This is a genomic window from Bifidobacterium apicola (assembly GCF_042846865.1).
GTDB lineage: Bacteria > Actinomycetota > Actinomycetes > Actinomycetales > Bifidobacteriaceae > Bombiscardovia > Bombiscardovia apicola.
The window spans coordinates 1,339,335-1,361,455 of sequence record NZ_BAAFQQ010000001.1; the positions used below are offsets into that span (position 1 = coordinate 1,339,335).

Sequence of the window (22,121 nt, forward strand, 5' to 3'; positions counted from 1 at the left end):
CCGCCTCGGCGGCGACCTCGCCGGCTTGGGGGCGCATCATCATCGCCTGGCCCGAGGGGCGCGGGTGTGGCGGTCGATCAGATACTCCTGTGAGTCGACCAGAGGCCGGCCCTGATCGTCCCTGCTGTGGCGTTTGTAGGTGCCATCGGGTTGCATGTGCCAGGAACTGGTGGTGTCGGCCATCTGCAGATCCACATAGTCGATCAGCCCCTGAACCTGCTCAGGCGCTGTGATGCGGACCAGCGCCTCCACTCGGCGGTCCAGGTTGCGGTGCATCAGGTCGGCAGAACCTATCCAGACTTCCGGCCCGGCCAAGGGGCCCTCGCCGATCTGGGGACCCTGCGAGTTGGCGAAGGCGAAGATGCGGCTGTGCTCCAGGAACCGTCCCAGGATGGAATGGACACGGATATTTTCGCTCAGTCCGGGCACACCTGGCTTCAGGGAGCAGATGCCGCGCTCCACGATGTCGATGTGAACCCCGGCCTGGCTGGCCCGGTAAAGGGCGTCGATGATCTTTTCGTCCACCAGGGAATTGACCTTGATTCGTATCCATGCAGGTTTGCCGTTCAGAGCGGTCTCTTCTTCGCGGGCGATCCGCTGCAGCAGCCCGGAGCGGACCGTGCGTGGGGCTACCAGCAGGCGGTGGAAGGAGGACTTGGGGGCATAGCCTGACAGCTGATTGAAGAGCCGGGTCAGGTCCTGTCCTACCACCGGGTCGCAGGTGAGCAGGCCCAAGTCGGTGTACTGGCGGGCGGTCTTGGGGTTGTAATTGCCGGTGCCTACGTGGCAGTAACGGCGCAGACCGTCTTGTTCCTGACGGACCACCAGGGAGAGCTTGCAGTGGGTCTTTAGCCCCACAATTCCGTAAACTACATGGACGCCTGCCCGTTCCAGCTGACGAGCCCAGGCGATATTGGCCTCTTCGTCAAACCGAGCCTTGATCTCGACCAGAGCCAGGACCTGCTTGCCGGCGTGTGCGGCATCCACCAGGGCATTGATGATGGGCGAGTTGCCTGAAGTCCGGTAGAGGGTCTGTTTGATAGCCAGCACTCGCGGATCAGCCGCCGCCTGCTCCAGGAAGGCCTGAACCGAGGTGGAGAAGGAGTCATAGGGGTGGTGAAGGAGAATGTCATGTTCGCGGATAGCGGCGAAGATATCCTGGGCCTGACTGGATTCCACTTCGGCGATCTGCCGGTTGGTAGTGGGAATGAAAGGCCGGAACTTGAGATCGGCCCGGTCGATGGACTGCAGCTCGAACAGGACCGTGCAGTCCAAGGGGGCGGGCAGTCGATAGACCTCTTCCTGGTTGACTCGCAGCTTACTAGCCAGCAGCTGGGAGAGGAAGGGAGAAGCGGAGTCGGAGATCTCCAGGCGGATAGGCGGTCCGAACCGCCGCTGCAACAGCTCCTTCTCCATGGCGTTGAGCAGGTTCTCTGCGTCATCCTCTTCTACGTCAATGTCTTCGTTGCGGGTGACGCGGAAGGAGCGGGCCTCTTTGATGATCATGCCTGGGAAGAGGTATTCCAGGTGAGCGATGATCAGATTCTCCATGGTGATGAACCCATAGCGTTCCTCCCGGCCTTCCTCGTCGGTCAGATCATCCACAGGAACCAGACGGGAGAGGTTGTCGGGAATCTTGACACGGGCGAAGTGGGTTTTGCCCGAGGTCGGGTTCTCCACCAGGACCGCCAGGTTCAGGGAGTTGCCTGAGATGTAGGGGAAGGGGTGGGCCGGGTCGACGGCCAGCGGGGTTAGGACTGGAAAGACCTGGTTGCGGAAGAAGTTGGTGAGTCGTTCCTGCTCCTGGCTGCTCAGCTGTGTCCAGCTCAGCAGGATGATGCGTTCGGCGGCCAAATCCGGCAGAATGTGGTCGATGACGTAGTGGGCATGCTCGTCCTGCAGCTTGTGCGCCTGTTCGGAGATGGCCCTTAGCTGCTGACGTGGGCTCATTCCGCTGGCGGCCGTCACGGCGATGCCGGTGTCCACGCGACGCTTCAGACCAGCTACGCGCACCATGAAGAACTCATCGAGGTTGCTGGCGAAGATAGCGGCGAAGTTGGCGCGCTCCAGCAGAGGCACGCTCTCGTCTTCGGCCAGCTCGAGCACGCGCTTGTTGAACTTGAGCCAGCTCAGCTCCCGGTCGAAATAGCGATCCTCAGGCAAGGGCGAAACCGGGTGATCCGAGTGCCTGGATACATGCCGTGCCTGGCCATCGGTCTCGGCAATATGCTCCGCGATCTGGCTGCGTAGCAAGGCCTTGGAGGGTGCGTCAAATTTCTGAACCATACCATAGCACTCTATTCGCAGATGCAGTCCTCTGCAATCATTGATAAAGCCTGTGGATAAATAGGAACGGCCCCCCGCAGGAGGCCGTCCCCACAAGGTCGATTCAGAGGGAATCTCTGCACAACATCATCGTTGCAACGGTCAAGTCTTATACACCCGTTCAACGTATCGGTCCTGGTGGCCATACACTTTGTGGGCTTCCGTGTTCTCGAACCGTCCTTGTATATGTCATTATGCCAGTTTTGGGGCCGATGGCAAGCATGTCCGTCGCGTTAGAGCGAAGAAGGTCGTCGGCTTGATCTTTTGTGCGATTTCGTGCATTGCGATAGGTCAAATACGTCAGGTTTGAAGGAATCTGTTATTTCTATGTGATTATCTGGGTTCTTCGCTTGGGCGTGGGGCCAAAAATACTGGATTTCCAGGCGTGTCGTGATATTTATTCATCTGTGAACAGAGAAGATGAAGCAATGTGGAGACATGAGGTCATTCGACCACATCAGCGCTGGGGGCTGGTGCTGTCGTCAAGGGACGGGTGTGCTGGTAGCCATGACTGGAATGGGCATAGGCATACCGCAGACGACTATAAAGGGTGGCATGAGATGGCGGAAGCCTGAATGGGCTTCGCGTTCTTTTAATTCAATCGGGTTGACCCAGGATCGTCGAACAGGGAGAATGGCGGGCACGGTTCAACAGTTTGATCTGCCGCGATCGTCGGGATCTGGCCGCGTGCAGAACGGGGGCGCCGATCGGCCCGGGCAATCCACCCTGTCCGATCGGCGGATTGCAAGCCAAGATGCTGGTATTGGGCGGAGTGGCTCAAGAGCCGAGTATGGGTCCGTCGTGACTGGACTGGTCTTTCTTTCGGCCTCGGGAGGGCTTGGGCTGACAACCATGACGGCACTGATGGCCAAGCAGCTTCGGGGCATGAACTTGTCATGCGCTTTGGTGGATCTGGACCTGGATGGCGGAGGGATGGATGTACTCGTCGGTATCGAGGGGGCGCCTGGCATGCGCCTGGGGCGAATTCGAGCTCCCCTGGGCCGAGTGGATCCACAAGCCCTCCATGAGGAGCTGCCGGTCTGGGATGGCATCCCGGTGCTCAGCAACGATCCCTGGAGCGCTCCTCCACAAGGCTGGTGGGACGTGGATGCAGCGGTCAGCGCAATGGCTGGATTTGCTGATCTGTTGCTGATTGATGCCGGTCGGGGCAGGGGCCTGGGCAATCTGCGCTCGCTGAGAGGGCTGCCTTCGTTGCTGATGGTGGACATGACCGTGCTGGGTCTTGCACGGGCGAAGGCACTTCTCCATGCGTTGAGCGGCTGCAAAAGTGCTGGTGATCGAGACCAGGACAGTCCGTTGATCGCCTGCAGACCGCCCATGGCGGTGATTGGGATGATGCCCACCCAGCACTGGGTCAGTCATGGCATTGACCCAGAGCAGGCGGAGGAGTTTCTGGGTCGATCGGTGGACGTGGTGCTCAACCCGCAGCCGAAGCTGTCGGCATCCGTCCTGGATGGGCGTGGTCTGGAGCGGGTGCCGCGCGCTTACGCCCGAGCCCTTCATCCCCTGGTGGAGCGGATCGCGGGGATGGCAACCGTCAGCGGAAGAGGGGGAGAGCCGATCTCGCTTCACGAATCGATTCGGTCTGGGGCTGTCAAATGATCGCAGGAAGCAGGGAAAGCGTTGAGGGCGCACTCTGCGACGGCGATTGCGCTCAACCCCCCACTTTCGGGTATTTGGATGGGCTGGTGAGCGATCCCGCGGTGACTGACATCGCTGTGACCGGGCAGGGCGATGTCTGGATCGACCGGGGTGCTGGCATGGAGGAGGTTCTGCTTCGTCCAGGATTCACAGGTCCTCGGGCTGTAAGGGACTTTGCTGTCCAGTTATGTGCTCAGCTGGGACGTCGCCTGGACGATGCTCGTCCTATGGCCGATGCTTCCAGCAGGGAGGGGATTCGGGTCCATGCCGTATTGGCTCCGCTTGTTCCAGAAGGCGCCGCTATCTCCATCAGATTGCCCAACAGACATCCGCCCGGTCTGGAGGAGCTGGCTGCTGCTGGGCTCTGTCCCGCCAGCTGGCTGTTCATCCTTCGGGCACTGGTGATCAACCGGGCCAGCATCCTGGTGACCGGAGGCACGGGTGCCGGCAAGACCACGCTTCTTCGGGCCCTGCTGGGCATGTGCCCGCAGGAGCAGCGGCTGGTCGTCGTGGAGGAAGTGCGCGAGCTGGGCCGTATTGCCGGTCATAAAAATATGGTTTCCGTGGCTGCCAGAGAGTCCAATGTTGAAGGGGCAGGCGGCGTTGGGCTGGTTGATTTGGTCAAGGCCACACTGCGCATGCGGCCAGATCGGATCATCTTGGGCGAGTGCCGGGGAGAGGAGATAGCGGATCTGCTGCGGGCCTTCAACTCTGGCCATCGGGGCGGCATGGCGACTCTGCACGCCGACAATGTAGAACGCGTTCCCGCCAGGCTGGCGACCCTGGGATTGCTGGCGGGGCTGCAGCCGAGGGCTCTGGCAGCTCTGGCACAGGGAGCGTTTGATGCTGTTATCCATCTGGAACGTTCAGCAGGTCATAGGCATATTGCCCAGATTGGTCGACTGACAACTGCCGCTGATGGTCGGCTTCTTGGGGAAGCTGTCTGCACCTGGCCTGGCCAAGGGGCTGCTGGATATGGAACAGCCTGGTCAGAGTTCGCCAGGCGGTGGGGCATTGTGACTAGCGCCCGGGCGAGCGCAGCTATGGTTAAGGAGGATCATGGGCGATGAGACGGCAGCCTGGCTGGCTGCGCTGATGACGACTATTGCCAGTCTGGCTCTGCTTCCGCATAGCGGCGGTGCGACCGCAAGGCTGACGGTTATGTCAGTCCGATCCTCTGCACAGTCGGATCGGGTCGGACTGGCGGTGCTGATCACATCCCTGCTTGCCTATGTCGACAATGGGGGCGGCTTGGTAGAGGCTTTCGAGGAGGCATCGGGGCGGCGGTTCGCCACTCGGGAGGTCACATGGGATCGTGTCATGGCCATGCTGGAGGGCCGATGCTTGCCCAAGGAACAAGGAGCGACTCTGACAATTATGGCTCAGGCTCTGATGGCCTGCTATGGGCTCAGCGCCATCCTGGGCTGCCGGGCTTCGGACGGGCTGCGGGCCGTGCAAGGCATGCAGACGCGGCGGGCGGCTCTGGAAGAGGCCAGGGAAAAAGCCTTTGCTGTGCCCAAGGCCACGATCCGCCTCCTGTCGATCTTGCCAGTGTTGACAATCATCATGGGAGAGCTTATGGGTGCACGACCGCTGGCCTTCTTGTGTCGACCAGGTCCGGGAACCATATGTCTGATCCTTGGAGTGGGCTTCTATGCCCTTGGTCTGGTGTGGATGCACCTGCTGAGGAACGATCTGAGCAGGGAGGATCTATGGATTTGAAGCCGCTGATTGCTGCAGTGTCGACCATACTGACCCTCCTGCTCATGGAATTCGATGGCTTGGGTGAGCGATTAGCCGATGAACAGGTCTCTACTCCGCCCTTGAGTCTGGTATTGGCCTTGCTGGGGGTCGCTGTTCGTCAGGGGGCCTCCCTGCCGAGGGCCCTAGGAGTAGTTGGTGGGCTGCTTCCAGGTCCTTACGGGCTTCGAATGGTTCGCGTGGCTCATCTGCTCGGACGTGGCAACGGATGGGAGCTGTCCTGGTCGGCAGCAATCGGCGATCCTGATTACGGGCGGTCGATGCAGGTTCTGGCTGACTGCCTGGAACCGTCCTGGCGTTTGGGATCATCGCCTCTTACGCGTATCCACACGACCATGCGTCAGCTGGATCACCATGCCCGCAGCGCCCTGGCCCAGGCCACGGCGGCGGTCACTGTCAGGCTACTGGTGCCGACTGGGCTGTGTATACTGCCGGCCTTCGTGCTGATCGGAGTCATTCCCTGCATTGCAGCCTTTGTGGGTGGGTTGTCCTGAGGGTATGGAGTCCTTATGGGTTCAGTTGTCCACAGGTTGCCGGTCCGGGTCCGCTCGTCCACATGTATCTGGCAAGGCAGCAGAGATGGACTGGACCGGGCACAGTAAAAGGTACCGGATGCCGGTTCCCTGAGGAACCGCCATCTACCGGGGTGGGGGAACAAGAAAAGGCAAAGGTGAGAACGATGACATATTCACAGGAGATTGCTACAGTCTTCCATCTGCAGGCCAGGCAGGCAGGAGGCCAATTGGTGCCGACTGCGACATGGCCTGCCGCCGGTAGCGGATTCCGGTGGTTGCAAAGAATGAGGAAGCGTTCCAATCGCTTCATGGCGGCTTTGTATGTCCGCATCAGCCAGGCTATTGATTCTGGAGTACGTGCCTTGCATGCACGGCTGAGCGTGGTGCTGGCCAGGCCTGAATCGGGGGCCATCACTGCTGAATACGCTGTGATCATGGTGGCTGCCGCCACACTGGCCGGAGTGTTGCTGGCCATTGTCAAATCCTCCTCCACGCGCACTTTGCTGATGGGCTTAGTGAAGAAGGCACTCAGTGCCGTCGGCTGAAAGAGGCTCTGAGCAGAGACGACGGTGGCGATCCGATAACGGCGCAGTAACGGCGGAGTTTGCCATCGTTCTTCCCGCTGTCGTGGTTCTGGCTCTTTTACTGCTGACGCTGACTCAGACGATCAGAATCGGCATGGTCTGTCAGGATGCGGCCAACGCGGTTGCCAGGGATCTGATCGTCACCCAGGGCAAGGGTGATTCCCGAGAGCTGGTGAGTCGAATGGCTGGGCCGCATGCCCAGGTGCGGTTGAGCGCGTCTGCAGGGCAGACGGCAGTCAGGGTGTCATGTCCAGTGGTTTCCGGCCCAATGGGCGTGCTGCCTGCACAGGTCCATGGCGATGCCGTGGCCATATTGGAAGAATGAGTCATGCCCGGACATGTCAGAAGGACGCGCATCGAACGTGTCGGTTCACGGGTAGTGGGTTCGGATCCAGGCTCAGGCACGGTTCTGGGCATCATGCTGATGGCTCTGGTTGGTCTGGGCCTGGGTCTGGCGGTGCTGCTGGGAAATCTCATGATCTGCCGGACACGTGCACGTACCGGTGCTGACGTCTCGGCGCTGGCTGCAGCTTCCGCCCTGGACGAAGGACAGGCGCAGCCCTGTACTCTGGCTTCCCGGGTCGCTCGTCTCAACCGTGGGGTCCTGACGGACTGCCAGGTGGATGGAGGCGATGTGAAGGTCTCGGTAGGGGTTGAGACCGGAGTCCCGATGATGCCCCGCCTGGTCCAGTCTGCCCGGGCAGGCCCCGAGCCCTGTGGATGAGAGGAGGAAGCGGGTTCGGAAGCCTTAGGAAAGAAAGCGAACGTGTCTAAAGAAATGGATAGCCTTGAATCATGGCACTAGCACTTTATCGGCGGTATCGGCCTGACACTTTTGACGGCATCATCGGTCAGAAGCAGGTTACGGTGCCCCTTACCCGAGCTCTGGATGAGAACCGGCTGACCCATGCCTATCTCTTCTCCGGTCCCAGGGGATGCGGAAAGACCAGCAGTGCCAGGATTTTTGCTCGCTGCGTCAACTGTGCCAAGGGTCCGACCAGCCATCCCTGCGGCGAATGCGACAGTTGCAAGGATCTGGCCACCGGAGGCCCCGGTTCCATCGATGTGGTGGAGATTGACGCCGCCAGCCATAATGGCGTTGACGATGCGAGGGAGCTCAGGGAGCGGGCAGGTTTCGCCCCTGTGCGCGACCGCTACAAGATCTTCATTTTGGATGAAGCTCATATGGTCACTCAGCAGGGATTCAATGCCCTGCTGAAGATCGTCGAGGAGCCGCCGGAACACGTCATGTTCATCTTCGCCACTACAGAGCCGGAGAAGGTGATCGGCACCATCCGCTCCCGCACCCACCATTACCCCTTCCGCCTAGTGCCTCAGGAAGTCATGGGGCCATACTTGGAGGGGATCTGCGAAAAAGAGGGCATCAAGGCTGAGCCCGGTGTGCTCAAACTGGCCATGCGAGCCGGAGGCGGATCGGTGCGTGACACTCTTTCCGTGTTGGACCAGCTCATGGTAGGCGCTGACGAGCATACCATCACCTATGATGCGGCGGTAGCCCTGCTGGGGTTCACTCCTGCAGCACTGATCAGTGAAGCCGTGGACGCACTGATTGCCCACGATGGAGCCGGACTCTACGGGGTCATTCAAAAGGTGGTCGTCGGTGGGTTCGAGTCCCAGCGTTTCGTCGAGGATCTCCTTGCTCATGTTCGTGACCTGCTGGTTCTCAAACTGGCGGGAGACCGGGCTGAAAGCGTGCTCAGCGGGGATGCCAACGACGACCAAGTGACCAACCTGCATCGACAGGCAGATGCGTTGGATCTCCAGGCCCTGACCAGAATGGCCGATATCATCAACGATGCGTTGGCTGGAATGAACGGAGCCACCTCTCCCAGGATGCGTTTGGAGTTGCTGGCTGCCAGGCTGCTGGCAATCGGCTGTGAGCCTATGGAGCAGGCGCCGGCCGCAGGGACGGCTTCCGCCGCTGGGTCGGCTCCGGCGCCGGCCCGCAGCGGGTTCATTGGCGCCGACAGGTCTCAGCAGAACGGTCGGCTGTCCAGAACATCGCAGTTTAACAGTGCTGATGGCGCTGATCGCATCGAACAATCCGGCATGGCAGGCTCGCCGTCTGCTGCAGCGCCCGCCTCCTTTGCCGGACCACAGACCATGGTCGGTTCTCATTCCGATTCCTCCGCTAATGGACAGCGAGAGGGCGAAGAGCAGGCGCTCCATTCCGGCTCTGGCCCTGTCCAATCCGAGCGCAAGAAAGCTCCCTCCTCGCCGACTGGACAAGCGCAGGGACAGACCGGGACATCCAGTCCCTCCAGACCCGCCCAGTCTATGGAAATACCTCGGCCTGCACAACAGGAGGCCGCACAAGGGCAGGCAAACGAGGTACCGACTGGCACAGAGCTGGATAAGCGCTGGGATGCCTTGGTGGCTTCCCTGCCGGATGAGGTCCGCCAGTATGTCGTGCGAGACCGGGTACCCACCGTAGCCATGACAGCAGGCCCCTCCGGCCGTCAGCGGCTGTCCATGACCTTCGATCGTCCACTCAGTCAGCATGCTTTCGCTATGGCCGTGGCCGCGCAGTCGGTCGACGGGGAGACCAAGGTGCCTCGTATTGTCATGGTCCGCGCTCGCCAGGAGTTCGGACAGGCTACCATGATCGCCCCATCAGGGACGGCTGCCAACGGCGAGACGGTGGAGTCCGTCAACAGGATGTCTCCCCAGCGTCGGGCAGAGGTCAAGAAGGAGGTGGCTCTGGCACGCGCCGGCTTGGCAACCATGAATCTTGGAGCGGCGGTCATGCCTCATGCGGCCACGGAGCAGGGCCACGCTCCTAGGGAGATGACGGCCTCGACTGGGCATGAGGGTCAGACCGGAACATCGGCATCGGACGGAAGGTCTACTCCTGGAGAAGCTTCAGGCGACGGAAGCTCTGACGACGCTCACCACCCGGTCGGCGGTCCTGTCCAGTCATCTTCGGAACCGTTGCCGGCGGCGGGCTTTGGCTCTACTGCTTCTGCAGTATTGCCTGACGACGATCCCTGGGCCCACCCTACGCCATCGACTCATGCGCCACAAAAGGCCTGGCGGTCCAGTGAGGGCAGCGACCGACCCACTGGCCGGAAGGACCACGAGCCTAAAAAGGTGGCTCTGCCGGATATGAGCGATGACACTGATCCCTGGGCCTTGCCCGATTCTGGAACCGCCTCAGCAGCCTCCGCAGAGTTCTCCAGCAGTCAAGGTCGTGGAGCTTCGGATCAGGGGCTTGCAGTTGCAAAGTCGGTTGCAACTGCGGATCCGACATCAGAGACCGGGCCGGTTCCCGAAGACGCGGCTGTGGCAACTGGCGTCTCAACCTCGCCAGATGCGCAAGGCAACGATCGCGGTTCGGGTACCGCTGGAGAGTCGGATCGGTCCCATGCAGCAGCAAAGGTCCCTGGACCTGAGGACAGGAGGATGCCTGCAGGCTTCGCTGGTCCGGCCTCCAGCGGTCACGGTCAGGAAGAAGCATCGTCTGCTGAAGCTGCTTCAGAAGCTGCAGGGCCTTCCGTGGATCCTGAAGACGATGTCTATTCCATGGACGATGCCAGGCTCGGAGCGGACAATGCCATGAACCAGGATGAACTGACCAAATTGTTTGATGTGACCAAGGTGGAGGATTTTGCTGCCGATGACCCGCAGAACCCGATCAATGTGCAAAGGCGTCGGCAGGAACACGCGCAACGACAGGAAGGTGAATGATGGCTGCTACCTATGATGGAGCCATTCAAGAGCTGATCGATGCCTTTGCTCAGCTGCCGGGAATTGGTCCCAAGGGTGCGCAGCGCATTGCCTTCTATATTCTGGGAGCTGATCGGCGCAGTGCTCAGGACCTTGCCGATGCCATTGTCGCAGCCAAGGAGAAGGTCCGGTTTTGCGAGATCTGCGGCAATGTCTGCGAGACCAGTCCATGCCCCATCTGCCAGGATCCGCGTCGTGACCGCAGCATCATCTGCGTAGTCGAGGAGCCCAAGGATGTCATGAGCATCGAACGTACTGGAGAATACCGGGGTCTCTATCATGTGCTGGGCGGAGCCATCGACCCTATGTCCAACGTCGGGCCGGGCGATCTGCGCATTCCCGAGCTTTTGAAGCGGTTGGGCACGGATCAGGTCAAGGAGGTCATGCTGGCCCTGGATCCCAACATCGAAGGCGAGGCCACCACTACTTACCTGGGACGGCTGTTAGGCCCCCTGGATCTGCGGGTCACCAGGCTGGCCAGCGGTCTGCCTGTCGGCAGTGATCTGGAATATGCTGACGAGATCACCCTTGGACGGGCGATTTCCGGCCGTCGCGATCTTTAGGGCTGGCGGTCACCGAACTCTGGTTTCCTTGGCTGTCGTTCTTTTGAACTTCGGCTCCAGATCAGTGCCTAGGCTGGGTTTATCAGGATCCTTGTTGATGCTGGTTCCGCCAAGCAGCTGTAGGGTAGCCTGTCAGACCATCTCCGGCCTTATTCGGTTATGTAAAAGCAGCATGCCCTGTTGGAGCCCAGGTTCGTGCCGGTCTGCGCTGCCCACGTTTCGCATATTGGTGGAGGGGGTCTGATAAAACGGTGTCGTTCGTATAATCCATGTAATCAACATGTTGCAAATGATGGTCTAGTGGCTTAACCGTCGCGGGATGGAACAGCAGTGGCACTTATCGTTCAGAAGTATGGCGGGTCCTCGGTGGCAGATTCGGACTCCATCAAGCGTGTGGCCAAGCGCATCATTGATACCAAGCGCGCCGGCAATGACATCGCTGTGGTGGTTTCGGCCATGGGAGACACCACTGACGATCTGATTGATCAGGCCATGGACGTGGATTCCAATCCTCCAGCCCGAGAGATGGACATGCTCATGACTGCGGGGGAGCGCATCTCCATGAGTCTGCTGGCCATGAGCATACATGCACAAGGCGAGCGCGCCCACTCCTTCACCGGTTCACAGGCGGGATTCATGACCGATGCACGCTACGGCGCCGCTCATATCCGCCATGTCAGACCCCAGCGGGTCATGAAGGCCCTGGACCGGGGCGAGGTGGGGATTGTGGCCGGATTCCAAGGGGTCAACCCCGACGGCGATGCCACTACCCTGGGTCGCGGTGGCTCGGACACCTCTGCTGTGGCCCTGGCTGTGGCGCTTAATGCGGATGTCTGTGAAATCTATACCGATGTGGACGGCGTTTTCACCGCAGACCCCCGCATCGTGCCCACTGCCCGCAGAATTGCTCGCATCTCATACGAGGAGATGCTGGAAATGGCAGCTGGCGGTTCCAAGGTGCTGGCCCTGCGCTGCGTGGAGTATGCCCAGCGCTTCCGCATGCCCATCCACGTGCGCAGCTCTTTCTCCCATCGTCCGGGCACGCTGATCATGCCCGACGATGTCGATGCCGACAAGATTCCCAATTTGGAGACCGGCCAGCTGCCGGATCGCCCCGCTGCGCACACCGATAGGCAACGGGATATGACGGAAGGAAGGACATGACCAACGGCGAATCCATGGGCGACCTGTTCCCGGACCTGAACGGTCCTGAGTCACCCATCATCTCAGGAGTGGCCCACGACCGCAGCGAGACCCAGGTCAGCCTGCGGGCCGTGCCCGACCGGCCTGGCGTAGCCGCACAGCTCTTCACTATCCTTGCCGAGGGCGGCATCAACATCGACATGATCGTCCAGGCTGGGGCGGCCACCGGCACCGTGGATATCTCCTTCACGCTGCCCTCCGCTCAGGCTGATCAGGTTGTTCCCATGCTGGATGACTCCCGCGAGCAGCTGGGGTTCCGTTCGGTCGACATCAATCCCGAGGTGGGCAAGGTGACTCTGGTAGGCGTGGGAATGAAGACCCACTCCGGCATTACCGCCACCTTCTTCCGAGCTTTGAGCGACCGGCACATCAACGTGCTCATGATCTCTACCTCCGAGATCCGAATCTCCGCCTTGGTGCCCATCCAGGATCTGGACGAGGCGGTGCGGGCCATCCATACGGCTTTCCGTTTGGACGCCGATCAGGTCGAGGCGGTCGTTTATGGCGGCACGGGTCGCTGAGCTGAAAGGAGAAGGAGCAATGACTGACAAGACTGATTTGGCGAACGACGGCCGCCGTGGCATCAATGTTGCTGTTCTGGGCGCCACAGGCCAGGTAGGCATGGTCATGCGCCGCATGCTGGATGAACGGGACTTCCCCGTGGCGGACCTGCGTTTCATGGCTTCGTCCCGGTCTGCTGGAGAGCAGTTGCGCTGGCGTGACAGGACCATCACGGTCGAGGATGTGGAGCAGGCCGACCTGAGCGGGATTGATCTGGCGATCTTCTCCGCCGGCGGTTCGACCTCAGGAACCTGGGCCCCACGCTTCGCCGAGGCCGGAGCCTATGTGGTCGACAACTCCTCCCATTGGCGGATGGATCCCGAAGTCCCCCTAGTGGTGGCTGAGGTCAATCCCGAGGACCTGGACCTTATCCCCCGGCGGATCGTGGCTAATCCCAACTGCACCACCATGGCCTGCATGCCGGTGCTGAGTCCATTAGCCAAGGCATACGGTCTGCGCCGTCTGATTGTCTCCTCCTACCAAGCCGTGTCGGGGGCTGGGCGTGCTGGTGTCCTCCAGCTGCGTGACGAGGCCAAAACCGCCGTGGAACAGGGTGCTGATCGTCTGGTCTTCGACGGATCGGCCATCGAGTTTCCTCCGCCCACCAAGGTGGTGCGCACCATCGCCTTCAACGCCGTTCCTTTTATAGGCGACTTGGTCGATGACGGCAGCGGGGAGACCGATGAGGAGCAGAAGCTGCGCAATGAAAGCCGCAAGATCCTGCACCTGCCTGATCTGGCCGCCTCCTGCACCTGCGTGCGGGTAGGAGTCTTTACCGCCCACGGCATGAGCATCAATGCCGAGTTCGAACACGACGTCACCCCTGATCAGGCTCGTGACCTGCTGTCCAAGGCCCCTGGAGTAAGTCTGGCGGAAATACCCACTCCTTTGGACGCAGCTGGCAAGGACCCCAGCTTTGTGGGCCGCATCCGCCAAGACCAGGCTGTGGAAGGCAAGAGGGGATTGTCCATGTTCGTGGCCAATGACAACCTGCGTAAGGGAGCCGCCCTCAACGCCGTGCAGATTGCCGAGCTGATCGCTCGCAAGCACTTCGCAGACAGGATCTGAGATGATCGGTTCGCCTGCAGGGCACCGATTAGACTGGAGACCATGACCAGATCTTCCCAAGAAGTGAAGCGGCAACTGGATCGGATCGTGGCCCTGGGCTATCCGGATGTGGCGGACATCAGCGCCGCAGCTTTCAGAGCCTTGGCCCAGCCTCTGATTTCCGCGCTGGAGTCCACTGAGCTGGGCGAGCAGATCCTGCTCATCCCCACCCGGGAGCTGGTCTCGCCTGAGTCGCTGATCGCCCGGACCAGCATCAACCGAATGGCTGGCTTTACCACCATGCCTCCGCGTGACATTGCCAGCTTCCTGCCTCAGAACGGGTTTGAGCCGCCGGAGGGGCCCTTTTACATTGTCCTGGAGCCGCACACCGGCACCTGCTACACCAACCGCGAGCCTGACGTGGCCCGCAAGCTGATCGACTCCGACGATCGTCTTCCCCTGACCTTGGAGGAGGGGCTGGCCATCGCCACTCAGCATCCTGACTGGTTGGCGGTCAAGAACGGCTTCAACCTGCTGGGTTCCCACAGCGCCGATGGACGCGTGCCCAGCATCTGGATGAGCCAGAACGCCCCCCGTCTGGGATCGGTCTGGCCCAACTCACGCCACACCTGGCTGGGCAATGCCTACTGCGAGGGTCGTCGCGGCGTTTCCCTCTTCCAGTGAATCTCTTCCGCTGGAATCTTATGTGGTGAGCTCTCTTTCGGCGCTTGCATCGTGCGGTGTTTGCAACGTGGACGATCTTGCAAATTATGCCCCCCCCCCCCCCTTATGTGCTCGCTTTCCTGTACGTCGGAATGCGGACCCAAACCGCATGTCCCGGCCCTCCTCCGGTAAGATAATGACACCCCGTTACGGTTTCGGCCTGCCCGAACACCCATAGCCGGGTGACATTGCGGTTTCCGACGAACGAAAGAAGGAGGAGAGATGGATCAGGATCGTGCATCCGTGTTTGATCTTGCGGCCCAGGCCGCGGCGTCCAATGGAGGGAACAACGACCTGCTGCTGCCTCCCCCCAGGTTCGTGGGTTCGCCGCAGAAGCCCAGCGCCATGCCTTACAACAAGTATGTTGCTTACAACAAGCAGGTGCCTTTTGACTATCCGCAGCGCACCTGGCCTGGCAAGACCCTGAAGCGGGCGCCGCGCTGGTGCTCGGTGGATCTTCGCGACGGCAACCAGGCCTTGGTTGATCCCATGGATTCCGAGCGCAAGCTGAGATTCTGGAATCTGTTGATCTCCATGGGCTTCAAGGAGATCGAGGTGGGCTTCCCCTCGGCCTCCGAGACTGATTACGACTTCATCCGCCTCCTGATAGAGCGCGAACTGATCCCTGACGACGTGACCATTGTTGTCCTGACTCAGGCCCGCGAACATCTGATTCGCCGTACCTACGAGGCTCTGCGGGGAGCCAAGCGGGCCGTGGTCCATTTCTACAACTCGGTTTCGGTCCTGCAACGGGAGGTTGTCTTCCACAAGGACAAGGCAGGGATCAAACAGCTGGCCACGGATGCAGCCGAACTCTGCCGCTCACTGGAGGCCGACGCCGGTGGCACTGATCTTTCCTATGAGTATTCGCCCGAGTCCTTCTCAGGGGCGGAGCCTGAGTATTCCTTGGAAGTTTGCAACGCAGTCATCGACGTGATCCGGCCTACGCCGGAGCATCCCATGATCATCAACCTGCCCAACACCGTGGAGATGACCACTCCTAACGTCTTCGCTGATGAGGTGGAATACATATCCACCAACCTCAAGGACCGGGATGCGGTGGTGCTTTCACTGCACCCTCACAACGACGAGGGCATGGCCGTGGCCGCCACCGAGCTCAGTCTGCTGGCTGGGGCTGACCGGGTTGAGGGCTGCCTGCTGGGCAATGGCGAGCGCACCGGCAACGTGGATCTGTGTACGGTCGGGCTGAACCTGCTGGTCCAGGGGATCGACCCCCAGCTGGACTTCTCCGACATGCCCGGCATCCGTCGGACGGTGGAATACTGCAACCAGATTGCCGTCTCCGAGCGGCACCCCTATGTCGGCAACTTCGTCTTCACGGCCTTCTCCGGTTCCCACCAGGATGCCATTAAGAAGGGGCTGGATGCCCGGCAGCAGGCGGCTCTACGCGCCAACGCCAATCCCGACGACTTCCTCTGGCTGGTGCCTTATCTGCCTATTGACCCAAAGGATGTGGGCGGCAACTACGAGGCCATCATCCGGGTCAATTCCCAGTCGGGCAAGGGCGGCATGGCCTACCTGCTCAAGGCCAACCATCATCTGGATCTGCCCAAGCGTCTCCAGGTGGAGTTCGATCGTCTGGTCCAAAGCTATGCCGACAGGACCAAGCGAGAGGTCAAGGATGCCGACATCTGGCGGCTCTTCAAGGACGAGTACCTGCCCGTGGAGGCCGGTGGGAGCGTGATCGGCGGCGAGTCCATGGCTGATCAGCGTGACGAGACCCTGCGCCAGTGGGGACGCTTCAAGCTGCTGAATGTGGCAGTCACCTCCGGCGAAGATGGCTCCGACACCGTCCTGGATGCGACCCTGCTGGACCGAGGGCTTGCCCCAGGCGATCCAGAAGTGCGCCGTCACGTTCAGGGGCATGGGAATGGTCCGATCGCGGCTTTCCTGGATGCGCTCAAGTCTCTGGACCAGACCGTCTCGGTCCTGGATTACGCCGAGCATGCCATGACCGCCGGCACAGATGCTCTGGCGGCTTCATACGTGGAATGCCAGGTGGGCGAGCCAGCAAGATCCCGGGTGATCTGGGGCGTGGGCATTGATTCGTCCATCTCCACCAGCTCCCTCAAGGCCATTATCTCGGCTCTCAACCGCTTCCAGCGCGGCTGAAGGCCAGAAGATCCAATCCATTCCTTCAGGTCTTATCCGGACGCAGAGCTGCGCCCTGATAAGACCTGGTCGTCTGGACCGGTTTACTGCTGGGATGGCTCGCTCTCGAAGTTGCCCTGAGTGCTGCTTTCGTTTCCACCTTCACTGTTGCCGCTGTTGCCATTGTTCTCGGTGCCGCCTCCGGTGCCGGCGCCTGAGCCACTGCCGGATCCGGACTGCCCCTGCTCGTTGTTCTGGCGCTGGGCACGCTTCTGAGGCTCATATGAGTATTCACGGTTGGGCGTGCCCGAATAGCTCTGCCTGATTCCGGTGCCCCAGTTGCCCTCCGGGCCACCGATCTTGCCATGGTCCTCAGCGTCTGGGAAACGCTCTACCGGACTGTTGCCCAGGGCCGACTTCATGTACTGAGTGAAGAGTTGTACCGTATAGAACTCGTTCTGATAGCGATCCGGCACTTTCAGGGCGCTGCCGTCCTCCCCCTGGTTCCAGACGGCGAAGGTGGTCAGAACCGAGGGAGTGAAACCGATGAAAGAAATTGCGGTCTGGTCATTGGCCGTGCCGGTCTTGCCGGCGATGGGCCGCCCCAAGGAACGGGCATAGGATGCAGTGCCGCGCTGGACCGTGGTGGTCATCGCCTTCTGCAATAGGGCCACCTGGTCGGCGTTGAAGACTTGATCCGACTGGATCGCAGCCGTATAGAGCTCCTGATTCTTGGCGTCCTTCACCTGAGCTACTAGGTGCAGCTCGGGTCGGCGTCCCCCGTTGGCCAAGGTGGCGTAGCCTTGGGTCACGTCATAGACCGAGAGGGCGTCCACACCCAGGGTGTCGAAGGTGGTCGTATCATCGATCTTTCCGGTGATGCCCGCTGTGTGGGCTATCTGGGCAATCTTTTGCGATGTCACATGTTCGCCCAGGTCCATGAAGACCGTGTTGACCGAGTTGGCGAAGGCCGAATAGAGATTGATGTACCCGTAGCTGACATTCCCGGCATTAGCGACGGACTTGCCCACGCTGGAGAAGGTTCGCGGGGAATTGCCGTTGAAGACCGTGTTCAGGCTTACCCCATCCTGGATGGCGCCCAGGAGCGTGTAAGCTTTCATGGTCGAACCCACTTGGAAGGTTGCCTGGTCCACGTTGTTGAGCTGGTGGGTCAGGTAGTCATCCCCGGCATACAGGGAGATGACGGCCCCGGTCTTGGGGTCTACCGAGAGCCCTCCGGTCTGCAGGGTGGCCGGCAGATGCTTGTTGCCTGTGGACGGGCTTGTCACCTGGAACATCAGATCCTGCTTGTCCTTTTGGATGGTGGTGATGATCCGGTAGCCGCCTGTATCCAGGTCGTCTGCGGTGAAAGGAGCCTTTTTGCCTGAGGACAGCTCCTCGCGGACCATGCGCAGCAGGTAGCCGTTGGGCCCTTGGTAGACATTCTGCGGCATGTATTTGATGGTCTGCGGCACTTGAGCGCTGGCCCGGTCCTGATGACTGATGTAATGGTCCTCTTCCATGATGGCCAGCACCCGTCGGAAGCGCGATTCGGCCTGCTTGGGGTTGACCGCCGGATCCCAGGAGGCAGGGGCGGGGATGATGCCGGCCAGCATGGCTGACTCAGGCATGGTCAGATCCTTGGCATCCTTGCCGAAATAGTTTTGGGCGGCGGCCTGGATGCCGTAAGCGCCGCGTCCGAAGTAGATGGTGTTCATGTAGTTGCAAAGGACCGTGTCCTTGCTCTCGGTCCTGGAGATCTTCAGGGAGAGGATAGCCTCGCGCAGCTTGCCCTTGTAGGAGGTGGTCTCGCCCAAATAGTAGCGCTCGGCATACTGCTGGGTGATGGTGGACCCGCCCTGTCGGGTGCCTTTGGTCACGTTGTTGAGCAGCGCCCGGCCAATGCCTTTCAGGTCGATGCCGTTGTCCTTGTAGAAGGAGCGGTTCTCCGAGGCGACGACCGCGTTGCCCACATACTTGGGCAGGACCGCACAGTCGATGATTTCCCGGTTTTGGTTGGCGTAGGTTCCGATGGGCGTAGTGCCGTCCGCATAGTAGACCGTGGTCTTTTGAGCAAGGGCTTGCTTTTCCGGCGGGATGATTTCAGTGGTCAGATACAGGTATGCGAAAGCCGCTGCTCCGGCGACCAGCAACAGTCCCAGCAGGGCCAGGGTCCACTTCAGCACACGATGCGACTTGTGGGGCCGTCCGCGACGAGGTCCGCCGCCCCGAGGGTGCTGGTCAGCATGCCGCGATACGGGCTTGTCGGTGCGATTCCTGCTCCCGCGCGCTCCGGACTGGGCCCTGCGTGTGGGCGAGGTCGAACTGACTGAACGAGTCTGATTGGCCATGCCAACCACGCTATCCGGCCGGGCTGAAAACTGTTCGACCTAGGGCTGAACGTCCATCATTTTCGTACGTTTACTCCCCTTTTGGAGCTAGTTCTGCCGCCGAGTTTGAAGATGCGGTTCAATTCCATTCATGCTTTCCATCGGAAGAAGGTATGCTTAGGTTGGAATAACTCAGTAAATCAGAGGAGTTTGTATGAGCATCCGTGTAGCTATAGCGGGCGTGGGCAACTGCGCTTCCTCGCTGGTACAGGGAGTCGAGTATTACAAGGACGCCAAGGATGATGACAAGATCCCCGGCATCATGCACGCCAACTTCGGTGGCTACCGCATTCGTGACGTGGAGTTCGTGACCGCCTTCGATGTGGATTCACTCAAGGTCGGCAAGGACCTGAGCGAGGCCATCTTCGCCTCCCAAAACAACACCTACAAGTTCTGCGACGTCCCCAACAAGGGCGTGGAGGTCCTGCGCGGGCCGACCGGCGACGGGCTGGGCGAGTACTACAAGAAGATGATCACCGAGTCGGACGCCGAGCCCGTGGATGTGGCGCAGGTCCTGCGCGACAAGAAGGTCGACGTGCTGGTCTCTTACCTGCCTGTCGGTTCTGAGCAGGCCGACAAGGCCTATGCCGCCGCCGCCATCGAGGCCGGGTGCGCCTTCGTCAACTGCCTGCCTGTCTTCATCGCCTCCGATCCCGAGTGGGCTCAGAAGTTCCGCGATGCCGGCCTGCCCATCGTGGGTGACGACATCAAGAGCCAGGTAGGCGCGACCATTACCCACAGGGTCATGGCTCGCCTCTTCGAGGACCGCGGCGTGCGTCTGGACCGCACCTACCAGCTGAATGTGGGCGGCAATATGGACTTCATGAACATGCTGCAGCGTACTCGTCTGGAGTCCAAGAAGGTTTCCAAGACGCGTGCAGTCACCTCCATTGTTCCTCACGATATGGATCCCCACAACGTCCACATCGGTCCTTCCGACTACGTGGCCTGGCTGGATGACCGCAAGTTCGCCTTCGTGCGTCTGGAAGGCACCACCTTCGGTGATGTGCCCCTGAATCTGGAGTACAAGCTGGAGGTCTGGGATTCGCCCAACTCGGCCGGCATCGTCATTGACGCCCTGCGCGCTGCCAAGATCGCCCTGGATCGCCATTTGGCTGGCCCGGTGCTGGCACCCAGCTCCTACTTCATGAAGTCCCCCGCTGTCCAGCATGAGGACAACGAGGCCCGCCGGCTGGTCGAGGATTATATCGCCGGCAAGGTGGAGGGCGACGAGAGCGCCCTGGATGCCGATGTCAAGGCCGCCAAGGAGAACGGCAAGGACGTCTGGCACGCCTGAGTCTGCAGATTCTGTCTAATTGATTGCTGAGACGCCGCTTCAATGGGTTGTCCCGGAGGCATGAATGGCAGATTCCTGTTCTAGGAAAGGCCGGCCGCTTCTCGTGAGTGGCCGGCCTTTTTGTCTTCTGATCGGAACGGCGGCTTCAGATTTGCTGACTCTGGCTGGTGCTGGACTTTTCAGTCCCCGGCTCCCTTCAGGAATTGCCGCTAGAAGGTCAGCAGGTTCGACTCAGGGTTTCAGTCCTGGTTGTGGCCTACCAGTGGGGCGATCCGCTTGTCCCAGGCATCCAGGGCTGAGTTGATGACCTGGTGCATGTCGTAGTAGGCATAGGTGCCCAGACGGCCGCCGAATACCACCTTCGGCTGCTGGGCGGCCAGCTGCTTGTACTGGGTATAGAGGGCACGGTCGCCGTCCGTGTTGATGGGGTAGTAGGGTTCGTCGCCCTTGCCGGCGAATCGGCTGTATTCCTCCCAGACCACGGTGCGCTCATGGTTCTGCCGGTCGTAGCGTTCAGGGTTGAAGTTCTTGAACTCAATGGCACGGGTGTAGGGCACATCAGGATCGGAGAAGTTCATGACCGGGCAGCCGAAGTGGTCGTCCTCATCGTAGCGGCGCTCCTTGAAGTCCACGGTCCGCCACTTGAGCTCGCCCAGACGGTAGTCGAAATAGCGGTCGACCGGGCCGGTGTAGACCACGGGGACCTGCCCCACCAGAGCATCTCGGTTCCAAGGCTGGGAGTCGTCGAAGAAGTCGGTTTTCAGGCTCACCTGGATGCGTGGGTCGTCGATCATCCTTTCGAACCAGGCTGTGTAGCCGTCCTTGGGCAGGCCCTCCCAGGTGTCCTTGAAGTAGTGGTTGTCGTAGTTGAACCGCACTGGGAGCCGTTTGATGATGGAGGCGGGCAGCTGGGAGGGGTCGGTCTGCCACTGCTTGGCTGTGTAGTTCTTGATGAAGGCCTCATAAAGGGGACGGCCGATCAGGCTGATTCCCTGATCGTTCAGGTTGCCCGGGTCTGTCCCGGCCAACTCGCCGGCCTGCTCCCGGATCAGTTCCCGAGCCTGCTGGGGAGTGTAGTGGGCGTGGAAGAACTGATTGATGGTGCCCAGGTTGATGGGTAGGGGGTAGACCTCGCCCTTGTGGGTGGTGTAGACCCGGTGGGTGTAGTCGGTGAATTCGGTGAAGCGATTGACGTACTCCCAAACCTTGCGGTTGGAGGTGTGGAAGAGGTGGGCACCGTACTTGTGTATTTCGGCCCCGGTCTCTTCGTCCATGTAGGAATAAGCGTTGCCGCCGATGTGGTCGCGCACGTCGATGATCCGCACCCGGGCCCCGCTGTGCTCGACCGCCTGCTGGGCTACGGTCAGGCCGAACAGGCCAGCGCCCACAATCACCAAATCAGCATTCATGTCATCCATTCGTCTTCAGCCGCCCATTCCTTGTCGCTGCGATGCCGGGGCTGTCTATTGCCAGGTCCCGGCCTGATCCGTGATCAGCCGCTTGGAGTACGGCGATCCTGCTGTTTACATGCTAGCGGGCGGCTCTTGTCAGGGAAGCGGCAGGCAGCGATGTCGACTGAATGTGCACCTGACCGGAGGGGTCGGCGCTTCCCAATGGACAAGTGGAACCTG

General features: G+C 60.6%; 18 protein-coding genes. 15 read left to right on the forward strand and 3 right to left on the reverse strand.

Annotated elements, in window-relative coordinates; genetic code table 11:
- Window positions 1-39 precede the first annotated feature (39 nt).
- The gene (locus ACGG9J_RS05425) at window positions 40-2,286 is read right to left on the reverse strand and encodes an RNA degradosome polyphosphate kinase (RefSeq protein ID WP_390134316.1); all 2,247 of its coding nucleotides are present in this window, start codon (window positions 2,284-2,286) and stop codon (window positions 40-42) included.
- A gap of 672 nt (window positions 2,287-2,958) precedes the next feature.
- On the opposite strand from ACGG9J_RS05425, the gene ACGG9J_RS05430 reads away from it, so the two are divergent.
- The 14 genes from ACGG9J_RS05430 to leuA all read left to right on the forward strand — a co-directional run bounded on the left by ACGG9J_RS05430 (window position 2,959) and on the right by leuA (window position 16,824).
- Window positions 2,959-3,948, forward strand: coding sequence for an ATPase (locus ACGG9J_RS05430; protein WP_390134318.1), 990 nt, complete (start codon window positions 2,959-2,961; stop codon window positions 3,946-3,948).
- Between the two features lie 86 nt (window positions 3,949-4,034).
- On the forward strand, window positions 4,035-5,057 hold the full coding sequence (locus tag ACGG9J_RS05435) for a CpaF family protein (protein ID WP_390134320.1): 1,023 nt from the start codon (window positions 4,035-4,037) through the stop codon (window positions 5,055-5,057).
- On the forward strand, window positions 5,047-5,709 hold the full coding sequence (locus tag ACGG9J_RS05440) for a pilus assembly protein (RefSeq protein WP_390134323.1): 663 nt from the start codon (window positions 5,047-5,049) through the stop codon (window positions 5,707-5,709). Before ACGG9J_RS05435 ends, ACGG9J_RS05440 begins: the two co-directional genes overlap by 11 nt.
- Window positions 5,700-6,242 (forward strand): pilus assembly protein, encoded by a 543-nt coding sequence (locus ACGG9J_RS05445; RefSeq protein WP_390134325.1) that lies wholly within the window; start codon window positions 5,700-5,702, stop codon window positions 6,240-6,242. Before ACGG9J_RS05440 ends, ACGG9J_RS05445 begins: the two co-directional genes overlap by 10 nt.
- 305 nt (window positions 6,243-6,547) lie before the next feature.
- On the forward strand, window positions 6,548-6,808 hold the full coding sequence (locus tag ACGG9J_RS05450; RefSeq protein WP_390134327.1) for a DUF4244 domain-containing protein: 261 nt from the start codon (window positions 6,548-6,550) through the stop codon (window positions 6,806-6,808).
- Window positions 6,795-7,172, forward strand: a complete 378-nt coding sequence (locus ACGG9J_RS05455; protein ID WP_390134329.1) for a TadE family type IV pilus minor pilin — start codon at window positions 6,795-6,797, stop codon at window positions 7,170-7,172. The genes ACGG9J_RS05450 and ACGG9J_RS05455 overlap by 14 nt, the downstream gene beginning before the upstream one ends.
- A gap of 3 nt (window positions 7,173-7,175) precedes the next feature.
- Window positions 7,176-7,571 (forward strand): Rv3654c family TadE-like protein, encoded by a 396-nt coding sequence (locus ACGG9J_RS05460; RefSeq protein WP_390134331.1) that lies wholly within the window; start codon window positions 7,176-7,178, stop codon window positions 7,569-7,571.
- Between the two features lie 71 nt (window positions 7,572-7,642).
- Window positions 7,643-10,555, forward strand: a complete 2,913-nt coding sequence (locus ACGG9J_RS05465) for a DNA polymerase III subunit gamma and tau (protein WP_390134333.1) — start codon at window positions 7,643-7,645, stop codon at window positions 10,553-10,555.
- The gene (gene recR / locus ACGG9J_RS05470) at window positions 10,555-11,157 is read left to right on the forward strand and encodes a recombination mediator RecR (protein WP_015022549.1); all 603 of its coding nucleotides are present in this window, start codon (window positions 10,555-10,557) and stop codon (window positions 11,155-11,157) included. Before ACGG9J_RS05465 ends, recR begins: the two co-directional genes overlap by 1 nt.
- A 330-nt stretch (window positions 11,158-11,487) precedes the next feature.
- Window positions 11,488-12,321 carry an aspartate kinase gene (locus tag ACGG9J_RS05475; RefSeq protein WP_390134335.1) on the forward strand — a complete coding sequence of 278 codons (834 nt, stop codon included), beginning with the start codon at window positions 11,488-11,490 and terminating at the stop codon, window positions 12,319-12,321.
- The gene (locus ACGG9J_RS05480) at window positions 12,318-12,881 is read left to right on the forward strand and encodes an ACT domain-containing protein (RefSeq protein ID WP_390134337.1); all 564 of its coding nucleotides are present in this window, start codon (window positions 12,318-12,320) and stop codon (window positions 12,879-12,881) included. Before ACGG9J_RS05475 ends, ACGG9J_RS05480 begins: the two co-directional genes overlap by 4 nt.
- Window positions 12,882-12,900: 19 nt before the next feature.
- Window positions 12,901-13,989 carry an aspartate-semialdehyde dehydrogenase gene (locus ACGG9J_RS05485; RefSeq protein ID WP_390134339.1) on the forward strand — a complete coding sequence of 363 codons (1,089 nt, stop codon included), beginning with the start codon at window positions 12,901-12,903 and terminating at the stop codon, window positions 13,987-13,989.
- Window positions 13,990-14,031: 42 nt separating this feature from the next.
- Entirely contained in the window at window positions 14,032-14,652 is a 621-nt protein-coding gene (locus ACGG9J_RS05490; RefSeq protein ID WP_046323454.1) for a DUF5701 family protein, read from the forward strand.
- A 261-nt stretch (window positions 14,653-14,913) separates the two neighbouring features.
- On the forward strand, window positions 14,914-16,824 hold the full coding sequence (gene leuA / locus ACGG9J_RS05495) for a 2-isopropylmalate synthase (RefSeq protein WP_390134341.1): 1,911 nt from the start codon (window positions 14,914-14,916) through the stop codon (window positions 16,822-16,824).
- Window positions 16,825-16,907: 83 nt separating this feature from the next.
- On the opposite strand, the gene ACGG9J_RS05500 is transcribed toward leuA, so the two are convergent.
- Entirely contained in the window at window positions 16,908-19,154 is a 2,247-nt protein-coding gene (locus ACGG9J_RS05500) for a transglycosylase domain-containing protein (protein WP_390134343.1), read from the reverse strand.
- A gap of 193 nt (window positions 19,155-19,347) precedes the next feature.
- On the opposite strand from ACGG9J_RS05500, the gene ACGG9J_RS05505 reads away from it, so the two are divergent.
- Entirely contained in the window at window positions 19,348-20,490 is a 1,143-nt protein-coding gene (locus ACGG9J_RS05505; RefSeq protein ID WP_390134345.1) for an inositol-3-phosphate synthase, read from the forward strand.
- Window positions 20,491-20,729: 239 nt separating this feature from the next.
- Here the strand turns inward: ACGG9J_RS05505 and glf are convergent, their stop codons facing one another.
- Window positions 20,730-21,908 carry a UDP-galactopyranose mutase gene (gene glf, locus ACGG9J_RS05510; RefSeq protein WP_390134347.1) on the reverse strand — a complete coding sequence of 393 codons (1,179 nt, stop codon included), beginning with the start codon at window positions 21,906-21,908 and terminating at the stop codon, window positions 20,730-20,732.
- Window positions 21,909-22,121: the final 213 nt, after the last annotated feature.